This is a genomic window from Pseudomonas sp. GL-B-19, from assembly GCF_019956415.1.
Taxonomy (GTDB): Bacteria; Pseudomonadota; Gammaproteobacteria; order Pseudomonadales; family Pseudomonadaceae; genus Aquipseudomonas.
The window spans coordinates 101,553-119,516 of the sequence record NZ_JAHBDK010000013.1; the positions used below are offsets into that span (position 1 = coordinate 101,553).

Here is a 17,964-nt window from a genome sequence, read left to right on the forward strand (position 1 = left end):
CTTCACTTCGGCTGAACCGTGGATGGGGAACCATGAACACTTCTATCAGTACCGCCTACAACTACAAGGTGGTCCGCCAATTCGCCATTATGACGGTGGTGTGGGGCATCGTCGGTATGGGGCTCGGGGTTTTTCTCGCGGCCCAATTGGTCTGGCCCGAACTCAACTTCAATTTGCCGTGGACCAGTTTCGGGCGGTTGCGCCCCCTGCACACCAACGCCGTGATCTTCGCCTTCGGCGGTTGCGCCTTGTTTGCCAGTTCGTTCTATTCGGTGCAACGCACCTGTCAGACCCAGCTGTTTGCACCGAAAATCGCTGCATTCTGCTTCTGGGGTTGGCAACTGGTGATCCTGTTGGCGGCCATCACCTTGCCCCTGGGTTACACCAGTTCCAAGGAATACGCCGAGCTGGAATGGCCGATAGACATTCTGATCACCATCGTCTGGGTCGCCTACGCCATCGTGTTCTTCGGCACACTGGCCAAGCGCAAGACCAAGCACATCTATGTCGGTAACTGGTTCTTCGGTGCGTTCATCGTCACCGTGGCGATTCTGCACATCGTCAACAACATTGAGCTGCCAGTGAGTTTCACCAAGTCCTACTCGGTGTATGCCGGTGCAACCGATGCCATGGTGCAGTGGTGGTACGGCCACAACGCCGTGGGCTTTTTCCTCACCGCCGGTTTCCTCGGGATGATGTACTACTTCGTGCCGAAGCAGGCCGAGCGGCCGGTGTATTCCTATCGCCTGTCCATCGTGCACTTCTGGGCGCTGATCACCCTGTACATCTGGGCCGGCCCGCACCATTTGCACTACACCGCGCTGCCGGACTGGGCACAGTCGCTGGGCATGGTGATGTCCTTGATCCTGTTGGCACCCAGCTGGGGCGGGATGATCAACGGGATGATGACGCTCTCGGGCGCCTGGCATAAGTTGCGCAGCGACCCGATCCTGCGCTTCCTCGTGGTGTCGCTGGCGTTCTACGGCATGTCGACCTTCGAAGGGCCGATGATGGCGATCAAGACTGTCAACGCCCTCTCCCACTACACCGACTGGACCATCGGTCACGTTCACGCCGGGGCACTCGGCTGGGTGGCGATGATTTCCATCGGCGCGCTGTACCACATGATCCCAAAAGTCTTTGGCCGCGAGCAGATGTTCAGCGTCGGCCTGATCAACGCGCACTTCTGGCTCGCGACCATCGGCACCGTGCTGTACATCGCGTCCATGTGGGTCAACGGCATCGCCCAGGGCCTGATGTGGCGCGCAGTCAACGCAGACGGCACGCTGACCTACTCCTTCGTCGAAACCCTGGTGGCCAGTCACCCAGGCTTCATCGTGCGGCTGGTGGGCGGGGCGATCTTCCTCAGCGGCATGTTCCTGATGGCTTACAACACCTGGCGCACCGTACAGGCCTCGCAGCCTGCCGACGTCGCCGCTGCCGCGCAGATGGCTTGAGGAGTCCGCCATGAAACACGAAACAATCGAGAAAAACGTCGGCCTGTTGTTGCTGTTGATGGTGCTGGCCGTGAGCATCGGCGGTCTGACCCAGATCGTCCCGCTGTTCTTTCAGGACGTGACCAATAAACCGGTGGAAGGCATGAAGCCCTACACCGCGCTGCAACTGGAAGGTCGCGACATTTACATCCGCGAAGGTTGCGTCGGTTGCCACTCGCAAATGATTCGCCCATTCCGTGCCGAGACTGAACGCTACGGCCACTACTCGGTCGCCGGTGAAAGCGTCTGGGATCACCCGTTCCTGTGGGGTTCCAAGCGCACCGGGCCGGACCTGGCGCGAGTCGGCGGTCGCTACTCGGAAGACTGGCATCGCGCGCACTTGTACAACCCGCGCAACGTGGTGCCGGAATCGAAAATGCCTGCCTATCCATGGCTGGTGGCCAATCAACTCGACAGTAGCCACACCGAAACCAAGATCCGCGCCATGCGCACCCTCGGCGTGCCGTACACCGAGGACGACATCGCTGGCGCAGTCGCCTCGCTCAAGGGCAAGACCGAAATGGACGCTTTGGTTGCCTACCTGCAAGTGCTCGGCACTGCCATCAAGAGCAAGAGGTGAAGCATGCCCATGTCTTTTATAGCGAGCGAAATGAGCAGTGGAATGATCCGAGGCTTAGGCACGGTCGTGGTGTTTGTGGCCTTCGTCGGCCTGACGCTGTGGGTGTTCAACAACAAGCGCACTGCGGAATTTGCCGAAGCACGTTTGCTGCCGTTCGCCGATGAGCCACAACCCGACACCACCCAAGAACCAGAAACAAGGAGTACCCGGCCATGACCACCTTCTGGAGTACGTGGATCTGCGTACTGACCATCGGCAGCCTGATCGGCCTGACCTGGCTGCTGATCGCCACCCGCAAGGGCGAAACCAAGGGCAGCGTCGACCAGACCATGGGCCACAGCTTCGACGGCATCGAGGAATACGACAACCCGTTGCCGCGGTGGTGGTTCATGCTGTTTGTCGGCACGCTGGTGTTTGGCGTGGGTTACCTGATCCTTTATCCGGGCCTGGGCAACTGGAAAGGCATTTTGCCGGGCTATGAAAACGGCTGGACCGGCGTGCATGAGTGGGAAAAGGAAATGGATATGGCCGACTTCAAGTTCGGTCCGATCTTCGCCAAATTCGCCGCCATGCCGGTAGAAGAAGTGGCCAAGGACCCGCAAGCGCTGAAAATGGGCGGCCGCCTGTTTGCGTCCAACTGCTCGGTCTGCCACGGCTCGGATGCCAAGGGCGCGTTTGGCTTCCCGAACCTGGCGGACAGCGATTGGCGCTGGGGCGGCGACGCCCAAATGATCAAAACCACGATCATGGGCGGTCGCATGGCGGCGATGCCGGCCTGGGGTGAAATCCTCGGAGAGGCCGGCGTGAAAAATGTCGCGGCGTACGTACGCCATGACTTGGCTGGCCTGCCGTTGCCTGCCGACAGCGGCGCCGACCTGCAAGCCGGACAGCAACTGTTCAGCACCACCTGCGTCGCCTGTCATGGGGCAAACGGCCAGGGGACTGAAGCCATGGGCGCGCCGAATCTGACGCACCCGTCCGGCTTTATTTACGGTACGAGCCTGGCGCAATTGCAGCAGACCATTCGCCATGGTCGCCAGGGCCATATGCCGGCGCAGAACGAATTGCTCGGCAACGACAAAGTGCAACTGCTGGCCGCTTACGTGTACAGCCTGTCCCACGGTGCCGGCACCGAGCGTTTGCAGGCTGAAGGCAAAACCGAATAATTCTCGACCGCTCTGCTGCCGCATTCTCCCGGATGCGGCAGTTCCCTGCTCCTTTGCGACTCATTGTCGCACCCTCCCCTTGCTCTTTCTTTCGGTTCACCAGATTCGGGTCTAAGCTTCCTCCGTGCGGACTGGCATGAGCCGGTTCCGGGTCGTTTTTAGCCGATGTGTTCGACGATTCTGTTCGATGACAACCCGCAAAGGCTGGTAGATACCGGCTGTCGCGCCAATTGCCGTCGGTCACTCGATCGTTGCGTTTGAACACGTCCCGTTACAACTGACCGGACCCCCTTACCATTTTCGTCCGCGGCGACATTTTTCCCTTGGGCGATTTTGTCCCTACGCGGCGCATGGAAAGGCCGCAGAATCAGCTTTAGAAAGCCTTGACCGGGGTCATGGCGCGTTGCAATGACCCCCTGCTTTCTCCATACTTGCGGCCGATTTTTACTCCTAATAAAACACCCAAACCGTGGAACCTTAGAATGAGCACAGCAATCAGTCCGACTGCTTATAACTATAAGGTAGTCCGCCAGTTCGCCATCATGACGGTGGTCTGGGGGATCCTTGGCATGGGGCTCGGTGTCTTCATCGCCTCACAGCTTGTATGGCCGGAATTGAACTTCGGTCTGCCGTGGACGACTTTTGGACGCTTACGCCCGTTGCACACCAACCTGGTGATTTTCGCCTTCGGTGGTTGTGCACTGTTTGCCACTTCTTATTACGTCGTGCAGCGAACCTGCCAAACGCGACTGATTTCCGACAGCCTCGCGGCCTTCCACTTCTGGGGATGGCAAGCGGTGATCGTCGGTGCCGGCATTACTTTGCCGCTGGGCTACACCACCAGCAAGGAATACGCGGAGCTGGAATGGCCTCTGGCTATTTTGCTGGCCGTTGTCTGGATCGTTTACGCACTGGTGTTCTTTGGCACCATCGTCAAGCGCAAGACCAAGCACATCTATGTCGGTAACTGGTTCTACGGCGCCTTCATCGTCGTGACTGCGATGCTGCACATCGTCAACCACATGTCGCTGCCGGTCAGCCTGTTCAAGTCCTACTCGGCTTACGCCGGTGCGACTGACGCGATGATCCAGTGGTGGTACGGCCACAACGCGGTCGGTTTCTTCCTGACCACCGGCTTCCTGGGGATGATGTACTACTTCGTTCCGAAGCAGGCCGAGCGTCCGATCTACTCCTATCGCCTGTCTATCGTGCACTTCTGGGCGCTGATCACCCTGTACATCTGGGCCGGTCCGCACCACCTGCACTACACCGCTCTGCCGGACTGGGCTCAGTCGCTGGGCATGGCAATGTCGATCATTCTGCTGGCACCAAGCTGGGGCGGCATGATCAACGGCATGATGACCCTCTCGGGCGCCTGGCATAAGCTGCGCACCGACCCGATCCTGCGCTTCCTGGTCGTGTCGCTGGCGTTCTACGGCATGTCGACCTTCGAAGGCCCGATGATGGCCATCAAGACCGTCAACGCGCTGTCTCACTACACCGACTGGACCATCGGCCACGTACACGCCGGCGCCTTGGGCTGGGTAGCGATGATCTCGATCGGCGCGGTTTACCACATGATCCCGAAACTGTTCGGTCGCCCGCAGATGTACAGCGTCGGCCTGATCAACGCGCACTTCTGGCTCGCGACCATCGGCACCGTTCTGTACATCGCTTCGATGTGGGTCAACGGCATCACCCAGGGTCTGATGTGGCGTGCAATCAACGATGACGGCACCCTCACCTACTCGTTCGTCGAAGCGCTGCAAGCCAGCCACCCTGGCTTCATCGTTCGCGCCCTGGGCGGTGCGTTCTTTGCCAGCGGCATGCTGTTCATGGCCTACAACGTATGGCGTACCGTACGCGCCTCGAACCCGGCAGAAGCCAAAGCCGCCGAACAGATCGCTGTAGTTGGAGCTCACTGATGAAGCATGAAGCAGTCGAGAAGAATATTGGCCTGCTGGCCTTCTTCATGGTTATCGCCGTCAGCATCGGCGGCCTGACCCAGATCGTTCCGCTGTTTTTCCAGGACGTCACCAACAAGCCGGTCGAAGGCATGAAGCCGCGCCCCGCCCTTGAACTGGAAGGCCGCGATATCTACATCGCCAACGGCTGTGTCGGCTGCCACTCGCAGATGATCCGCCCGTTCCGTGCTGAAACCGAACGTTACGGCCACTACTCGGTCGCCGGTGAAAGCGTCTGGGATCACCCGTTCCTGTGGGGTTCCAAGCGTACCGGTCCGGACCTGGCCCGTGTCGGCGGTCGTTACTCTGATGACTGGCAGCGTGCGCATTTGTACAACCCGCGTAACGTGGTGCCTGAGTCGGTCATGCCGGCTTACCCGTTCCTCGTGGAAAACAAGCTCGACGGCAAAGACACCGCCAAGAAAATGGAAGTTTTGCGCGCGCTCGGCGTCCCTTACACCGACGAAGACATCGCCGGTGCCAAGGATGCTGTGAAGGGCAAAACCGAAATGGACGCGCTGGTGGCCTATCTGCAAGGCCTGGGCACCATCATCAAAAGCAAACGGTGATTTAGATGGATATCGGGATGATTCGTGGCCTGGGCACCGTTGTTGTGATGGTGGCCTTCATCGGTCTGGCGTTGTGGGTGTTCAGCCCCAAGCGCAAGTCGGAGTTTGAAGACGCGACCTTGCTGCCTTTCGCGGATGATCCCGAAGCCATCAAGCACGTCGAGCAAGCTTCTAGGAGTAACAAAGAATGACTACATTCTGGAGTCTGTACGTCACAGTCCTCACTCTCGGCACCATCTTCGCCCTGACCTGGCTGCTGCTGTCCACCCGCAAGGGTCAGCGCACCGAGCAGACGGAAGATACGGTTGGACACTCCTTCGACGGGATTGAGGAGTACGACAACCCACTGCCAAAATGGTGGTTCATGCTGTTCGTGGGCACCATCATTTTCGCCTTGGGCTATCTGGTGTTGTACCCGGGCCTGGGCAACTGGAAAGGCTTGCTGCCGGGTTACAGCTACCTCGATACAGAGAAGCAGACCGCGTTCGCCAACGGCCAGACCGGCTGGACCGGCGTACACGAGTGGGAAAAGGAAATGGCCAAGTCGGACGCCAAGTTCGGCCCGATCTTCGCCAAGTTCGCTTCCATGCCTATCGAAGAAGTCGCCAAAGACCCGCAAGCCCTGAAGATGGGTGGCCGTCTGTTTGCCTCCAACTGCTCGGTCTGCCACGGTTCCGACGCCAAGGGCGCTTACGGTTTCCCTAACCTGACTGACGCTGATTGGCGTTGGGGCGGCGAAGCACAAACCATCAAGACCACCATCATGGGCGGCCGCCACGCGGTCATGCCGGCATGGGCGGACGTGATCGGCGAGCAAGGCGTTTCCGACGTTGCAGCGTTTGTACTGACCAACCTCGATGGCCGCAAACTGCCGGAAGGCACCAAGGCTGACCCGGTTGCCGGCCAGAAGCTGTTCGCTGCCAACTGCGTGGCCTGCCACGGTCCGGAAGGCAAAGGTACGCCAGCGATGGGCGCACCGAACCTGACTCACCCGAGCGCGTTCATCTACGGTTCGAGCTTCGCTCAATTGCAGCAGACCATCCGTTACGGCCGTCAGGGCCAGATGCCTGCGCAAGAACAGCTGCAAGGCAACGACAAGGTTCACCTGCTGGCCGCTTACGTCTACAGCCTCTCTCAAGGTGAGAAAGCACTGGCGACAGACGCTCAGTAAGACACACGCTTAAGGCAACAAAAAAACGGCCCCGCCAATGATAATTGGCGGGGCCGTTTTGTTTCAATCGCATTAATACAGCGACCGATGGTAGCGCTCTGCATCCCTTCTGAGGTTGCCTGACAACCTGCCGAGTAGTAACGTTTCTACAAAGCATTTTCAGGAGGGACACACATGATGGCCATCACCACCATTTCCAGCCGTGAATTCAATCAGGACACAAGTAGTGCCAAAAAAGCCACGCTTCAGGGGCCGGTTATCATCACCGACCGTGGCAGACCTGCCCACGTACTGCTAAGCATTGAGGAGTACCAAAAACTGACCGGCATCAACGCAAACATTGTCGACCTGTTGGTGATGCCGGAAGCGGCAGACATCGAGTTCGACACCGAGCGTGCCGTCATCAATCATCGACCCGTGGACCTGTCCTGATGTTCTTGCTCGACACCAACGTAATATCCGAATTACGCAAACCCCAGGCAGACGCAAACGTCGTCGCCTGGGCCAAAAGTATCATCGCCCCACGAATGTTTATTTCAGCCATTACCTTGAAGGAACTGGAGACCGGGGTGCTGCGAATGGAGCGGCGCGATCCCGTCCAGGGAAAGGTATTGCGCACCTGGCTAAAACGACACGTGATACCGGCCTTCGATGCCAGAATCCTGCCGATCGATGCCGCCGTGGCATTGCGCTGTGCCAGCCTGCATGTTCCGGACCGCGCCAACGAAAGCGATGCCCTGATCGCTGCGACGGCACTCGTTCACGGGCTTACAGTGGTCACCCGTAACACCAGCGACTTTCAATCCAGCGGTGTTGCGCTGATCAACCCATGGGACGAATGAACCCGCCGCCCTGCAAAACCGTCCATAATTCACAAGTCAATTGATTCAAGTCATTACACCGTCAGTTGATTTCCACCAACGTGACCAAAGGTCGCACCCTTGTGCCAGAGCTTCAGGCGTATCATTGCGCCACTGCAACACCCCTTTTTGACCGCGGTTGGCATGTACTGACCGGGGCATTTTTCCACTGCCGTGGGATGCAACGATGAGCAACCAGATTCCGGTACACGACGTCACTCCACCCAACAAGAACGCGAACAACAGCGTCGACCTCTACGCCTCTCGAGAAAAGATCTACACCCGCGCTTTCACTGGCCTTTTCCGCAATCTGCGGATGATGGGCGGCGCCTTTTTGTTTCTGTTGTATTTCGGCACGGTCTGGCTGAACTGGGGCGGTCATCAAGCCGTCTGGTGGAACCTGCCGGAGCGTAAATTCTTTATTTTTGGTGCAACGTTCTGGCCTCAGGATTTCATCCTGTTGTCGGGGATTTTGATTATCAGTGCCTTCGGCCTGTTCTTCATTACGGTGTACGCCGGTCGCGTGTGGTGCGGTTATACCTGCCCGCAAAGCGTCTGGACGTGGATTTTCATGTGGTGCGAAAAAGTCACCGAAGGCGACCGCAACCAGCGCATCAAGCTCGACAAAGCGCCGATGAGCGCCAACAAACTCCTGCGTAAATTCAGCAAGCATTCGATGTGGCTGTTGATCGGTTTTGTGACCGGCCTGACCTTTGTCGGTTACTTCTCGCCGATCCGTGAACTGGTGTTCGACTTCTTCACCGGCGAAGCAGATGGCTGGTCGTATTTCTGGGTCGGTTTCTTCACCCTCGCCACCTACGGCAACGCCGGCTGGCTGCGCGAGCAAGTGTGCATTTACATGTGCCCGTACGCTCGTTTCCAGAGCGTGATGTTCGACAAGGACACACTGATCGTTTCCTACGATCCACGTCGTGGCGAGTCCCGTGGCCCGCGCAAGAAAGGCATCGACTACAAGGCACAAGGCCTGGGCGATTGCATCGATTGCACCATGTGCGTCCAGGTCTGCCCGACCGGCATCGACATCCGCGACGGCCTGCAAATCGAGTGCATCGGTTGCGCCGCCTGTATCGACGCATGCGATGCCATCATGGACAAGATGGACTACCCACGTGGCCTGATCAGCTACACCACCGAACACAACCTGTCCGGGCAAAAAACCCATAAACTGCGCCCGCGCCTGATCGGCTATGCCTTGGTGCTGCTGACGATGATTTCGTTGTTGATCACCGCGTTCTTCATGCGTTCGCTGGTCGGTTTCGACGTCAGTAAAGACCGCGTGCTGTACCGCGAGAATGCCGAAGGCCGAATCGAAAACGTCTACAGCTTGAAAATCATGAACAAAGACCAGCGCGACCACACTTACGTGCTGGAGGCCACCGGTTTGCCGGACCTCAAGCTGCAAGGCAAGCGCGAGATCAAAGTCGCGGCCGGGGAAATATTCAGCCAGCCGGTAGAGTTGTCCAGCGCACCGGAAAAACTGCCATCGAGCACCAACGAGGTGAAATTCATCCTCAAGGATGCCGATGACGACAGCGTTCACGTTGAAGCCAAGAGCCGATTCATCGGCCCACAAATTCGTTGAGAGAAGTCGCCATGCCCGCAGCATCTGCCGCAAGTCCCTGGTACAAGCACCTTTGGCCGTGGATCATCATCGGGATTCTGGCCTGTTCGGTGACCCTGACCTTGTCCATGGTGACCATCGCGGTGAATCACCCGATCGACCTGGTGAACGACAACTACTACGAGGCTGGCAAAGGCATCAATCGCTCACTCGACCGTGAACTGCTGGCCCAGACCCTGCAACTGCGCGCCAGTGTTCATCTGGATGGCATAACCGGTGAAGTCGACCTGCACCTGAGCGGCAACAGCCAACCGAAAACCCTCGAACTGAATCTGATCTCGCCGACTCAGCCGGAGAAGGATCGCAAAATCACCCTCGTCCACAGCGACACAGAACAGGGCCGCTACATTGGTCAACTGAGCGACAAGGTCGAAGGCCGTCGCTTTGTAGAGTTGCTGGGGGTCGAAGGCGACAAGACCTGGCGCATGTTCGAAGAAGAACCGGTCAGCCACGACAAAGACCTGCTGCTGGGCGATGAACCGCTGCAAGGTGCCGAAGACCTGAAAAAGTAAAGTCGCGCTTCGCGCATCGCGAGCAGGCTCACTCCCACAGTGGATCTCTGGTGTACACAGACCTTGTGCATGACATCGATCACATGTGGGAGCGAGCCTGCTCGCGATGAGGCCCACCCGAACGATATAGACTCCACCTCATGACCACTCCAACCCCCTGCTTCCACTGCGCCCTGCCCGTCCCGGCCGGCAGCCGCTTCACCGCTGCGGTCCTGGGTGATACCCGCGAGTTTTGCTGCCCGGGTTGCCAGGCGGTGGCCGAAGCTATCGTGGCGGGTGGGCTGGAAAGCTATTACCAGCATCGCAGCGAGTCCTCGGCCAACCCCGAAGCCTTGCCGGTGCAGTTGGTGGACGAACTGGCGCTGTACGACCGCGCCGACGTGCAAGCACCTTTCGTGCGCCACGACGGCGACCTCGCCGAGACCACCTTGTTGATGGAAGGCATCAGCTGCGCCGCGTGCGGCTGGTTGATCGAGAAACACCTGCGCGGCTTGCCGGCAGTGGCCGAAGCACGGCTGAACCTGTCCAATCATCGCTTGCACGTACGCTGGGCCGACGCGCAATTACCGTTGAGCCAAGTCCTCAGTGAGTTGCGCCATATCGGTTACGCGGCCCACCCTTATCAAGCCGACCGCGCCAGCGAACAACTCGCCAGCGAGAACCGTCTGGCCTTGCGTCAACTGGGTGTCGCCGGGCTGCTGTGGTTCCAGGCGATGATGGCGACCATGGCCACCTGGCCGGAATTCAACATCGACCTCAGCCCCGAAATGCACACCATTTTGCGCTGGGTCGCGCTGTTTCTGACTACACCGATTGTGTTCTACAGTTGCGCACCTTTTTTCAAAGGCGCAATGCGCGACCTGCGCACCCGCCACCTGACCATGGACGTTTCGGTCTCACTGGCGATTGGCAGCGCCTACCTCGCCGGGATCTGGACCTCGATCACCGGCGCCGGTGAGCTGTATTTCGATGCGGTCGGGATGTTTGCGCTGTTCCTTCTTGCCGGCCGCTATCTGGAACGCCGAGCCCGCGAGCGCACCGCCGCCGCTACCGCACAACTGGTCAACCTGCTGCCCGCTTCTTGCCTGCGCCTGAACACTGACGGCCAGAGCGAGCGAATCCTGCTCACCGAGTTACGTGTGGGGGATCAGGTACTGGTTCACCCTGGCGCGATTCTGCCGGCGGACGGCAAGATTCTCGATGGCCAGTCGAGCATCGACGAGTCGCTGCTGACCGGCGAATACCTGCCGCAACCGCGAACGCCAGGCGACGCAGTGACCGCCGGCACGCTGAACGTTGAAGGGGCGTTGACGGTGCAAGTGTTGGCACTGGGCCAGGACACGCGACTGTCCGCCATTGTCCGCCTGCTGGACCGCGCACAAGCCGAAAAGCCGCGCCTGGCGGAAATCGCCGACCGTGCCGCGCAGTGGTTTTTGCTGTTGTCGCTGATTGCCGCTGCTGCCATTGGTCTGTTGTGGTGGGAACTCGATTCATCGCGAGCCTTCTGGATTGTGCTGGCCATGCTCGTCGCCACCTGCCCGTGCGCTTTGTCCCTCGCGACGCCAACCGCGCTGACCGCCGCCACCGGTACGCTGCACAAACTCGGTCTGTTGCTGACGCGCGGTCATGTGCTGGAAGGCTTGAACCAGATCGACACGGTAATCTTCGACAAGACCGGCACCCTCACTGAAGGTCGTCTGGCATTGCGTTCAATCCGCCCCCTTGGCGCACTCGACAGTGACCGCTGCCTGAGCCTCGCTGCCGCACTGGAAAACCGCTCCGAACACCCGATCGCCCGAGCCTTTGGCCGCGCGCCACTGGCCGCAGAAGAAGTCCACAGCACGCCGGGGCTGGGTCTTGAGGGCCTGGTCGGCGTCCAGCGATTGCGAATTGGCCAGCCAGGTTTTGTCTGCGAACTCAGTGGCGCATCCGTGCCCTTGATGCCCGATGAAGCGGGCCAATGGTTGCTGCTCGGCGACACTCAAGGTCCACTGGCGTGGTTTGTCCTCGACGACCGTTTGCGCGCCGATGCCCCGGCATTGCTGCAAGCCTGCAAGGCGCGGGGCTGGCGAACCTTGCTGCTGTCCGGCGACAGCTCGCCGATGGTCGCCAGTGTCGCTGCTGAGCTGGGTATCGACGAGGCCCGTGGCGGTTTACGGCCGGACGATAAACTGCAGGTCCTGCAACAACTGCACAAGGAAGGCCGCAAGGTATTGATGCTCGGTGACGGGGTCAACGACGTGCCGGTGCTGGCTGCTGCCGACATCAGTGTGGCGATGGGCTCGGCCACCGATCTGGCGAAAACCAGCGCCGATGCCGTGTTACTGTCCAACCGCCTCGATGCGCTGGTGCAAGCCTTCAGTTTGGCGCGGCGAACCCGTCGGATTATCATCGAGAACCTGCTGTGGGCCGGGTTGTACAATGGCCTCATGTTGCCGTTCGCTGCCCTCGGCTGGATTACCCCCGTCTGGGCCGCCGTCGGCATGTCGATCAGTTCGTTGACCGTGGTGCTGAACGCCCTGCGCCTGACTCGCCTGCCGAGCATGCCGGCCGCCTCCGCCACGCCAGAAACCCGCCCGCTGCCGGCCTGAGCCAGCGCGGGCATGGAGTCCACCCATGCCAGCTCTATACGTGATGATCCCGGCCGCATTGCTGCTCGTGGCCATCGCTGTCTACATCTTCTTCTGGGCAGTTGACAGCGGCCAGTACGACGACCTCGACGGCCCGGCCCACAGCATTCTGTTCGACGACCAGGACCCGGCCCACAAAGCAGCGGTCGATGAAGCCAGCGGCCATCCGGCCAAGCCGGACGACAAGGCGCCGCCTCATGCTTGAATTGGCGCCACTGCTGGTGTCCGCGGTAATTCTCGGTTTGCTCGGGGGCGGCCATTGCCTGGGCATGTGCGGCGGCTTGATGGGCGCGCTGACCCTGGCGATTCCCAAGGAACAACGCAGCCGGCGCTTTCGACTGCTGCTGGCTTACAACCTGGGACGAATCCTCAGCTATGCCACGGCCGGCCTGCTGATCGGTCTGGCGGGCTGGGCCGTGGCCAACAGCCCTGCAGCCATGTTTATGCGGGTCATTGCCGGTTTACTGTTGATCGCCATGGGCCTGTACCTCGCCGGCTGGTGGAGCGGTCTGACCCGCATCGAAAGCCTGGGCCGCGGCCTGTGGCGACATATCCAACCGATCGCCAACACATTGCTGCCGGTGTCGAGCCTGCCCCGCGCCTTGCTGCTGGGTGCGCTTTGGGGTTGGCTGCCGTGCGGGTTGGTTTACAGCACGCTGTTGTGGTCGGCCAGCCAGGGAAATGCGCTGGACAGTGCGCTGTTGATGCTCGCCTTCGGACTGGGCACCTGGCCAGTGCTGCTCGCCACGGGTCTGGCCGCGGAGCGGGTGACGGCGCTGTTACGCAAACGCAGCGTACGCATGACGGGTGGGTTGCTGGTGATGCTGTTTGGCATATGGACCTTGCCGGGGCCGCATCAGCATTGGCTTATGGGGCATTAGATCGGCGGTGCCCCATTCGCGAGCAGGCTCGCTCCCACACTGGATTTGCGGCGCTCAAAAAAAACCTGTGGGAGCGAGCCGGCTCCGGGCGGCGTTCCGACGAAGAGGTTTTCACCAAGTGAGCAGATCTTGACCTTGACACAAATCAACATGCCCAACCGCCTCGCCCCCTAGACTCGCAGTCACTGCCAGCCTATCCGGGGGGAATGCCCGCATGATGCTCGACGCCATTCGTTGGGACACCGATCTGATCCGCCGTTATGACCTGGCGGGACCGCGCTACACCTCTTATCCGACTGCGGTGCAATTCAACAGTCAGGTCGGCTCGTTCGACCTGCTCCACGCGCTGCGCGACAGCCGCAAGGCCATGCGCCCGTTGTCGCTGTACGTGCACGTGCCGTTTTGCGCGAACATTTGCTACTACTGTGCCTGCAACAAAGTCATCACCAAGGACCGTGGCCGTGCCCTGCCCTACTTGCAGCGTCTTGAGCAGGAAATCCAGCTGATCGCCTGTCACCTCGACCCGACGCAGAAGGTCGAACAACTGCACTTTGGCGGCGGCACCCCGACTTTTCTCAGCCACGATGAACTGCGCCAGTTGATGGCCCGGTTACGCAAAAGCTTCAATTTGCTGGATGACGATTCCGGCGACTACGGCATCGAAATCGACCCTCGCGAAGCCGACTGGTCGACCATGGGCTTGCTGCGCGAACTGGGCTTCAACCGCGTCAGCATTGGCCTGCAAGACCTCGACCCGGCCGTGCAACGGGCAGTCAATCGCCTGCAAAGCCTGGAAGAAACCCGTGCCGTGATCGACGCTGCCCGGACCCTGCAATTTCGTTCGATCAACATCGATCTGATCTATGGCTTGCCCAGACAGACACCCGAAAATTTCGCCCGCACAGTCGATGAAGTCATCAACCTGCAACCGGATCGGCTCTCGGTATTCAATTACGCGCATTTGCCGGAACGCTTCATGCCGCAGCGGCGCATCAACAGCGACGAGCTGCCAACGCCGGCGCAGAAGCTGGAAATGCTCCAAAGCACCATCGAACAACTGACCGCAGCCGGCTACCGCTACATCGGCATGGACCACTTTGCCCTGCCCGACGACGAACTGGCGATTGCCCAGGAAGAATCGACCCTGCAACGCAACTTTCAGGGCTACACCACCCACGGGCATTGCGATTTGATCGGTTTGGGGGTGTCAGCCATCAGCCAGATCGGTGATCTGTACTGCCAGAACACCACCGACCTGGCGCAATATCAGAACACTCTGGACGCAGCTCAACTGGCCACCAGTCGTGGCCTGGTGTGTAACGCCGATGACCGTTTGCGGCGGGCGGTGATACAGCAACTGATCTGCAATTTCAGCCTGGAATTCATCGCGATTGAAGAGGCTTACAACATCGACTTTCGCGGCTACTTTGGCCAACTTTGGCCGCAGCTTCAGACCATGGCCGATGACGGCTTGATCACCCTCGACAACGAACGAATCACCGTTCTGCCGGCGGGTCGTTTGCTGGTTCGGTCGGTGTGCATGGCGTTTGATGCCTATCTGCAACAGCTCAACCACCAGCGGTTTTCCCGGGTGATCTAGCTTTGCCCAGCACCGCCAGACACCACCCTATATCGTGTCGTGACAATATCTGCGCAAACTGGCCCGAACGCCCTCCCGTGGGTTACCCTTACGTCTTATGTGTGTTTTCCCACAAGGATTGAAGAAATGTCCGAGCCAGTCAAACTGCGTGCTCATAACCAGGCCCATTGCAAGGATTGCAGCCTCGCGCCCCTGTGTTTACCGCTGTCTCTGAACCTGGAAGACATGGATGCGCTGGACGACATCGTCAAACGTGGCCGCCCGCTGAAAAAAGGTGAGTTCCTGTTTCGCCAGGGCGATACCTTCGATTGCGTCTACGCAGTACGCTCCGGCGCCCTCAAGACGTTCAGCCTGAGCGACAGCGGTGAAGAGCAACTCACCGGTTTCCACCTGCCGAGTGAACTGGTCGGCCTGTCGGGCATGGACACCGAAAAGCATCCCGTGTCGGCGCAAGCGCTGGAAACGACCTCGGTGTGCGAGATCCCTTTCGACCGCCTCGACGAGCTGGCCCTGCAACTGCCGCAACTGCGCCGTCAGTTGATGCGCGTCATGAGCCGCGAGATTCGTGAAGATCAACAAATGATGTTGCTGCTGTCGAAAAAAACCGCCGACGAGCGTATCGCCACGTTCCTGGTGAACCTGTCGGCACGTTTTCGCGCCCGCGGTTTCTCGGCCAACCAGTTCCGCCTGAGCATGTCGCGCAACGAAATCGGCAACTACCTGGGGCTGGCGGTGGAAACCGTGTCCCGGGTCTTCACCCGTTTCCAGCAAAACGAATTGATCGCTGCCGAAGGCAAGGAAATCCATATCCTCGACCCAATCCAGCTCTGCGCGTTGGCCGGCGGCTCTGTCGAAGGCTGATTGCAACCATTGCGGCTGAGCGAAACCGTTCAGCCGCCGTTATACTGCGACGTTTGCAGCCTGCCAGGATTCTTCGACTATGGCCTTCGACTCCTTCGACATCAAATCCCTGATCCGCCCCGTGATCGACTTTCCCAAGCCAGGCGTGATCTTTCGTGACATCACCCCGTTGTTTCAATCGCCCACGGCCCTGCGCCTGGTGATGGACAGCTTTGCCCATCGCTATGTCGAAGCCGATTTCACCCACATCGGGGCGATGGATGCGCGTGGTTTCCTGATCGGTTCGGTGCTGGCGTATCAGCTGAACAAACCGCTGGTGCTGTTCCGCAAGCAAGGCAAACTACCGGCCGAAGTGTTGGCCGAAGGTTACGCGACCGAGTACGGCGAAGCGTTTCTCGAAGTGCATGCCGACAGTCTGTGCGAGGGCGATTCGGTGGTGATGTTCGATGACCTGATCGCCACTGGCGGCACGCTCATTGCGGCGGCGAACCTGATTCGGCGCATGGGCGCGCGGGTTCATGAAGCGGCGGCGATTATTGACTTGCCGGAGCTGGGTGGGTCGCAGCGCTTGGAAGATATGGGTATCCCGACGTTCTGCCTGACGCAATTTGCGTTGAGCGATAAGTAAGCGGCGACTTTAAAATCGCCATCGCGAGCAGGCTCACTCCTACAGGGGTTTTGTGAACGCCACAAATCCAGTGTAGGAGTGAGCCTGCTCGCGATGGCGTCAGTAGCAACACCGCACAGCTCCAATTTGATTAAAGCCCCATCTGCTTACTGATAATCTCGTTCATCACTTCCCGCGTCCCGCCACCAATCGACAGAATTCGGTTATCCCGGTACAGCCGCTCCACCAGGCTTTCGCGCATATAACCCAAACCACCCAAGATCTGCACCGCATCGTTAACGATACGGTCCGCCGTGTCGGTGGCGAAATTCTTGGCCATCGAAATTTCCTTGATCACACTCTGCCCCGCCGCCATCTTCGCCGCTTGGCGATAGGTAAACTCCCGAGACACTTCCAGCGCGGTCGCCATCTCGGCGAGGCGGTGTTTGAGCACCTGGAATTTGCCGATGGGTTTACCGAAGGCTTCACGCTGACGCGCCCATTTCAGGCTCTCCTCCAGCGCAAGCTGCGCGGTCATGTTGGCCATCAGCGCCAGCGCCAGACGCTCACTCTGAAAATTGCCCATGATGCAGGCGAAGCCCATGTTTTCTGCGCCGATCAGATTGCCGACTGGCACCCGGCAATCGTCGAAAAACAACTCAGCCGTGTCCGACGCCCACCAGCCCATTTTCTTCAACTGACGGCCAACGGTGAAACCGGGCGTGCCCTTCTCGATCAACAACAGGCTGATGCCACCAAAACCCGGCTCGCCGGTGCGCACCGCAACGGTGTAGAAATCGGCACGAACGCCGCTGGTGATAAAGGTTTTGCTGCCGCTGACCCGGTAGAAGTCACCGTCACGCACGGCACGGGTTTGCAGGTTGGCGACGTCGGATCCGCCGCTTGGTTCGGTGACGGCCAGGGCGCTGATCTTCTCGCCGGACAACACCAGTGGCACGACACGATCGCGGATTTCGGGCTTGGCCCACTTGAGGATGGGTGGCAGGCCGATGTCCAGCGAACCGAGACCGGCCACCAGTCCGCCAGAACCACAGCGCATCAGCTCTTCGCTGGCGGCGACCTTGGCGAACAGATCACCTTCATGACTGCCACCCAGCGCTTCGGGGTAGTCAATACCCAGAATCCCGGCGGCACCGGCCTTGAGATAGAGCTCACGGGGAAAGCTTTCAGCTTCCTCCCACTGATCAATGTCCGGGAGAATTTCACGCTCGACGAAACGTCTGACGCTGTCGCGGACCAATTGGTGGCTGGGATCGAAGTATTCCTGAAAGGCAGGCATCGGCGAACTCCACTGAAGGTTCAGTGACGTTAACCGAGCGCTTGCTTGGTTTTCAACAGGAATGTGTGAATCAGGGGGAACCGAGGTGCGCCCTTCGCTGGCAAGCCAGCTCCTACACTGGATCT

The 17,964-nt window shown here is 59.5% G+C and carries 19 protein-coding genes; 18 read left to right on the forward strand and 1 reads right to left on the reverse strand.

Annotated elements, in window-relative coordinates; all coding sequences use genetic code 11:
* Positions 1–32: 32 nt before the first annotated feature.
* From ccoN (KGB06_RS02880) to KGB06_RS02965, 18 genes are all read left to right on the forward strand, one after another.
* Positions 33–1,457 (forward strand): cytochrome-c oxidase, cbb3-type subunit I, encoded by a 1,425-nt coding sequence (ccoN, locus tag KGB06_RS02880; protein ID WP_223511735.1) that lies wholly within the window; start codon positions 33–35, stop codon positions 1,455–1,457.
* A gap of 10 nt (positions 1,458–1,467) precedes the next feature.
* A complete protein-coding gene (ccoO, locus tag KGB06_RS02885; protein WP_223511736.1) occupies positions 1,468–2,076 on the forward strand; it encodes a cytochrome-c oxidase, cbb3-type subunit II in 609 nt (202 codons plus the stop codon).
* Positions 2,077–2,094: 18 nt separating this feature from the next.
* Positions 2,095–2,292, forward strand: a complete 198-nt coding sequence (locus KGB06_RS02890; RefSeq protein WP_223511778.1) for a cbb3-type cytochrome oxidase subunit 3 — start codon at positions 2,095–2,097, stop codon at positions 2,290–2,292.
* Complete coding sequence (gene ccoP / locus KGB06_RS02895; protein WP_223511737.1) at positions 2,289–3,242, forward strand: cytochrome-c oxidase, cbb3-type subunit III; 954 nt, start codon at positions 2,289–2,291, stop codon at positions 3,240–3,242. Before KGB06_RS02890 ends, ccoP (KGB06_RS02895) begins: the two co-directional genes overlap by 4 nt.
* 482 nt (positions 3,243–3,724) lie before the next feature.
* Positions 3,725–5,167: a cytochrome-c oxidase, cbb3-type subunit I gene (ccoN, locus tag KGB06_RS02900; protein WP_223511738.1), complete on the forward strand. Its 1,443-nt coding sequence runs from the start codon at positions 3,725–3,727 to the stop codon at positions 5,165–5,167.
* Positions 5,167–5,775, forward strand: a complete 609-nt coding sequence (gene ccoO / locus KGB06_RS02905) for a cytochrome-c oxidase, cbb3-type subunit II (protein WP_223511739.1) — start codon at positions 5,167–5,169, stop codon at positions 5,773–5,775. Before ccoN (KGB06_RS02900) ends, ccoO (KGB06_RS02905) begins: the two co-directional genes overlap by 1 nt.
* Positions 5,776–5,780: 5 nt before the next feature.
* Positions 5,781–5,966 (forward strand): CcoQ/FixQ family Cbb3-type cytochrome c oxidase assembly chaperone, encoded by a 186-nt coding sequence (locus KGB06_RS02910; protein ID WP_003175465.1) that lies wholly within the window; start codon positions 5,781–5,783, stop codon positions 5,964–5,966.
* Positions 5,963–6,946, forward strand: a complete 984-nt coding sequence (gene ccoP, locus KGB06_RS02915; protein ID WP_223511740.1) for a cytochrome-c oxidase, cbb3-type subunit III — start codon at positions 5,963–5,965, stop codon at positions 6,944–6,946. Before KGB06_RS02910 ends, ccoP (KGB06_RS02915) begins: the two co-directional genes overlap by 4 nt.
* 177 nt (positions 6,947–7,123) lie before the next feature.
* Positions 7,124–7,378, forward strand: a complete 255-nt coding sequence (locus KGB06_RS02920) for a type II toxin-antitoxin system Phd/YefM family antitoxin (protein ID WP_223511779.1) — start codon at positions 7,124–7,126, stop codon at positions 7,376–7,378.
* Positions 7,378–7,788 carry a type II toxin-antitoxin system VapC family toxin gene (locus KGB06_RS02925; RefSeq protein WP_223511741.1) on the forward strand — a complete coding sequence of 137 codons (411 nt, stop codon included), beginning with the start codon at positions 7,378–7,380 and terminating at the stop codon, positions 7,786–7,788. Before KGB06_RS02920 ends, KGB06_RS02925 begins: the two co-directional genes overlap by 1 nt.
* 205 nt (positions 7,789–7,993) lie before the next feature.
* Entirely contained in the window at positions 7,994–9,409 is a 1,416-nt protein-coding gene (gene ccoG, locus KGB06_RS02930) for a cytochrome c oxidase accessory protein CcoG (protein WP_223511742.1), read from the forward strand.
* Between the two features lie 11 nt (positions 9,410–9,420).
* A complete protein-coding gene (locus KGB06_RS02935) occupies positions 9,421–9,960 on the forward strand; it encodes a FixH family protein (protein WP_223511743.1) in 540 nt (179 codons plus the stop codon).
* Between the two features lie 140 nt (positions 9,961–10,100).
* Complete coding sequence (locus KGB06_RS02940; RefSeq protein ID WP_223511745.1) at positions 10,101–12,551, forward strand: heavy metal translocating P-type ATPase; 2,451 nt, start codon at positions 10,101–10,103, stop codon at positions 12,549–12,551.
* Between the two features lie 25 nt (positions 12,552–12,576).
* On the forward strand, positions 12,577–12,795 hold the full coding sequence (gene ccoS / locus KGB06_RS02945; RefSeq protein WP_223511746.1) for a cbb3-type cytochrome oxidase assembly protein CcoS: 219 nt from the start codon (positions 12,577–12,579) through the stop codon (positions 12,793–12,795).
* Positions 12,788–13,471: a sulfite exporter TauE/SafE family protein gene (locus KGB06_RS02950; protein ID WP_223511747.1), complete on the forward strand. Its 684-nt coding sequence runs from the start codon at positions 12,788–12,790 to the stop codon at positions 13,469–13,471. Before ccoS ends, KGB06_RS02950 begins: the two co-directional genes overlap by 8 nt.
* Before the next feature lie 217 nt (positions 13,472–13,688).
* Positions 13,689–15,071, forward strand: a complete 1,383-nt coding sequence (gene hemN, locus KGB06_RS02955; protein ID WP_223511780.1) for an oxygen-independent coproporphyrinogen III oxidase — start codon at positions 13,689–13,691, stop codon at positions 15,069–15,071.
* A 126-nt stretch (positions 15,072–15,197) separates the two neighbouring features.
* Positions 15,198–15,932, forward strand: a complete 735-nt coding sequence (fnr, locus tag KGB06_RS02960) for a fumarate/nitrate reduction transcriptional regulator Fnr (protein WP_223511748.1) — start codon at positions 15,198–15,200, stop codon at positions 15,930–15,932.
* Between the two features lie 79 nt (positions 15,933–16,011).
* Entirely contained in the window at positions 16,012–16,560 is a 549-nt protein-coding gene (locus tag KGB06_RS02965) for an adenine phosphoribosyltransferase (protein WP_223511749.1), read from the forward strand.
* A 130-nt stretch (positions 16,561–16,690) separates the two neighbouring features.
* Here KGB06_RS02965 and KGB06_RS02970 read toward each other — a convergent pair whose 3' ends face one another.
* Positions 16,691–17,839 carry an acyl-CoA dehydrogenase family protein gene (locus tag KGB06_RS02970; protein ID WP_223511750.1) on the reverse strand — a complete coding sequence of 383 codons (1,149 nt, stop codon included), beginning with the start codon at positions 17,837–17,839 and terminating at the stop codon, positions 16,691–16,693.
* Between the last annotated feature and the right edge of the window lie 125 nt (positions 17,840–17,964).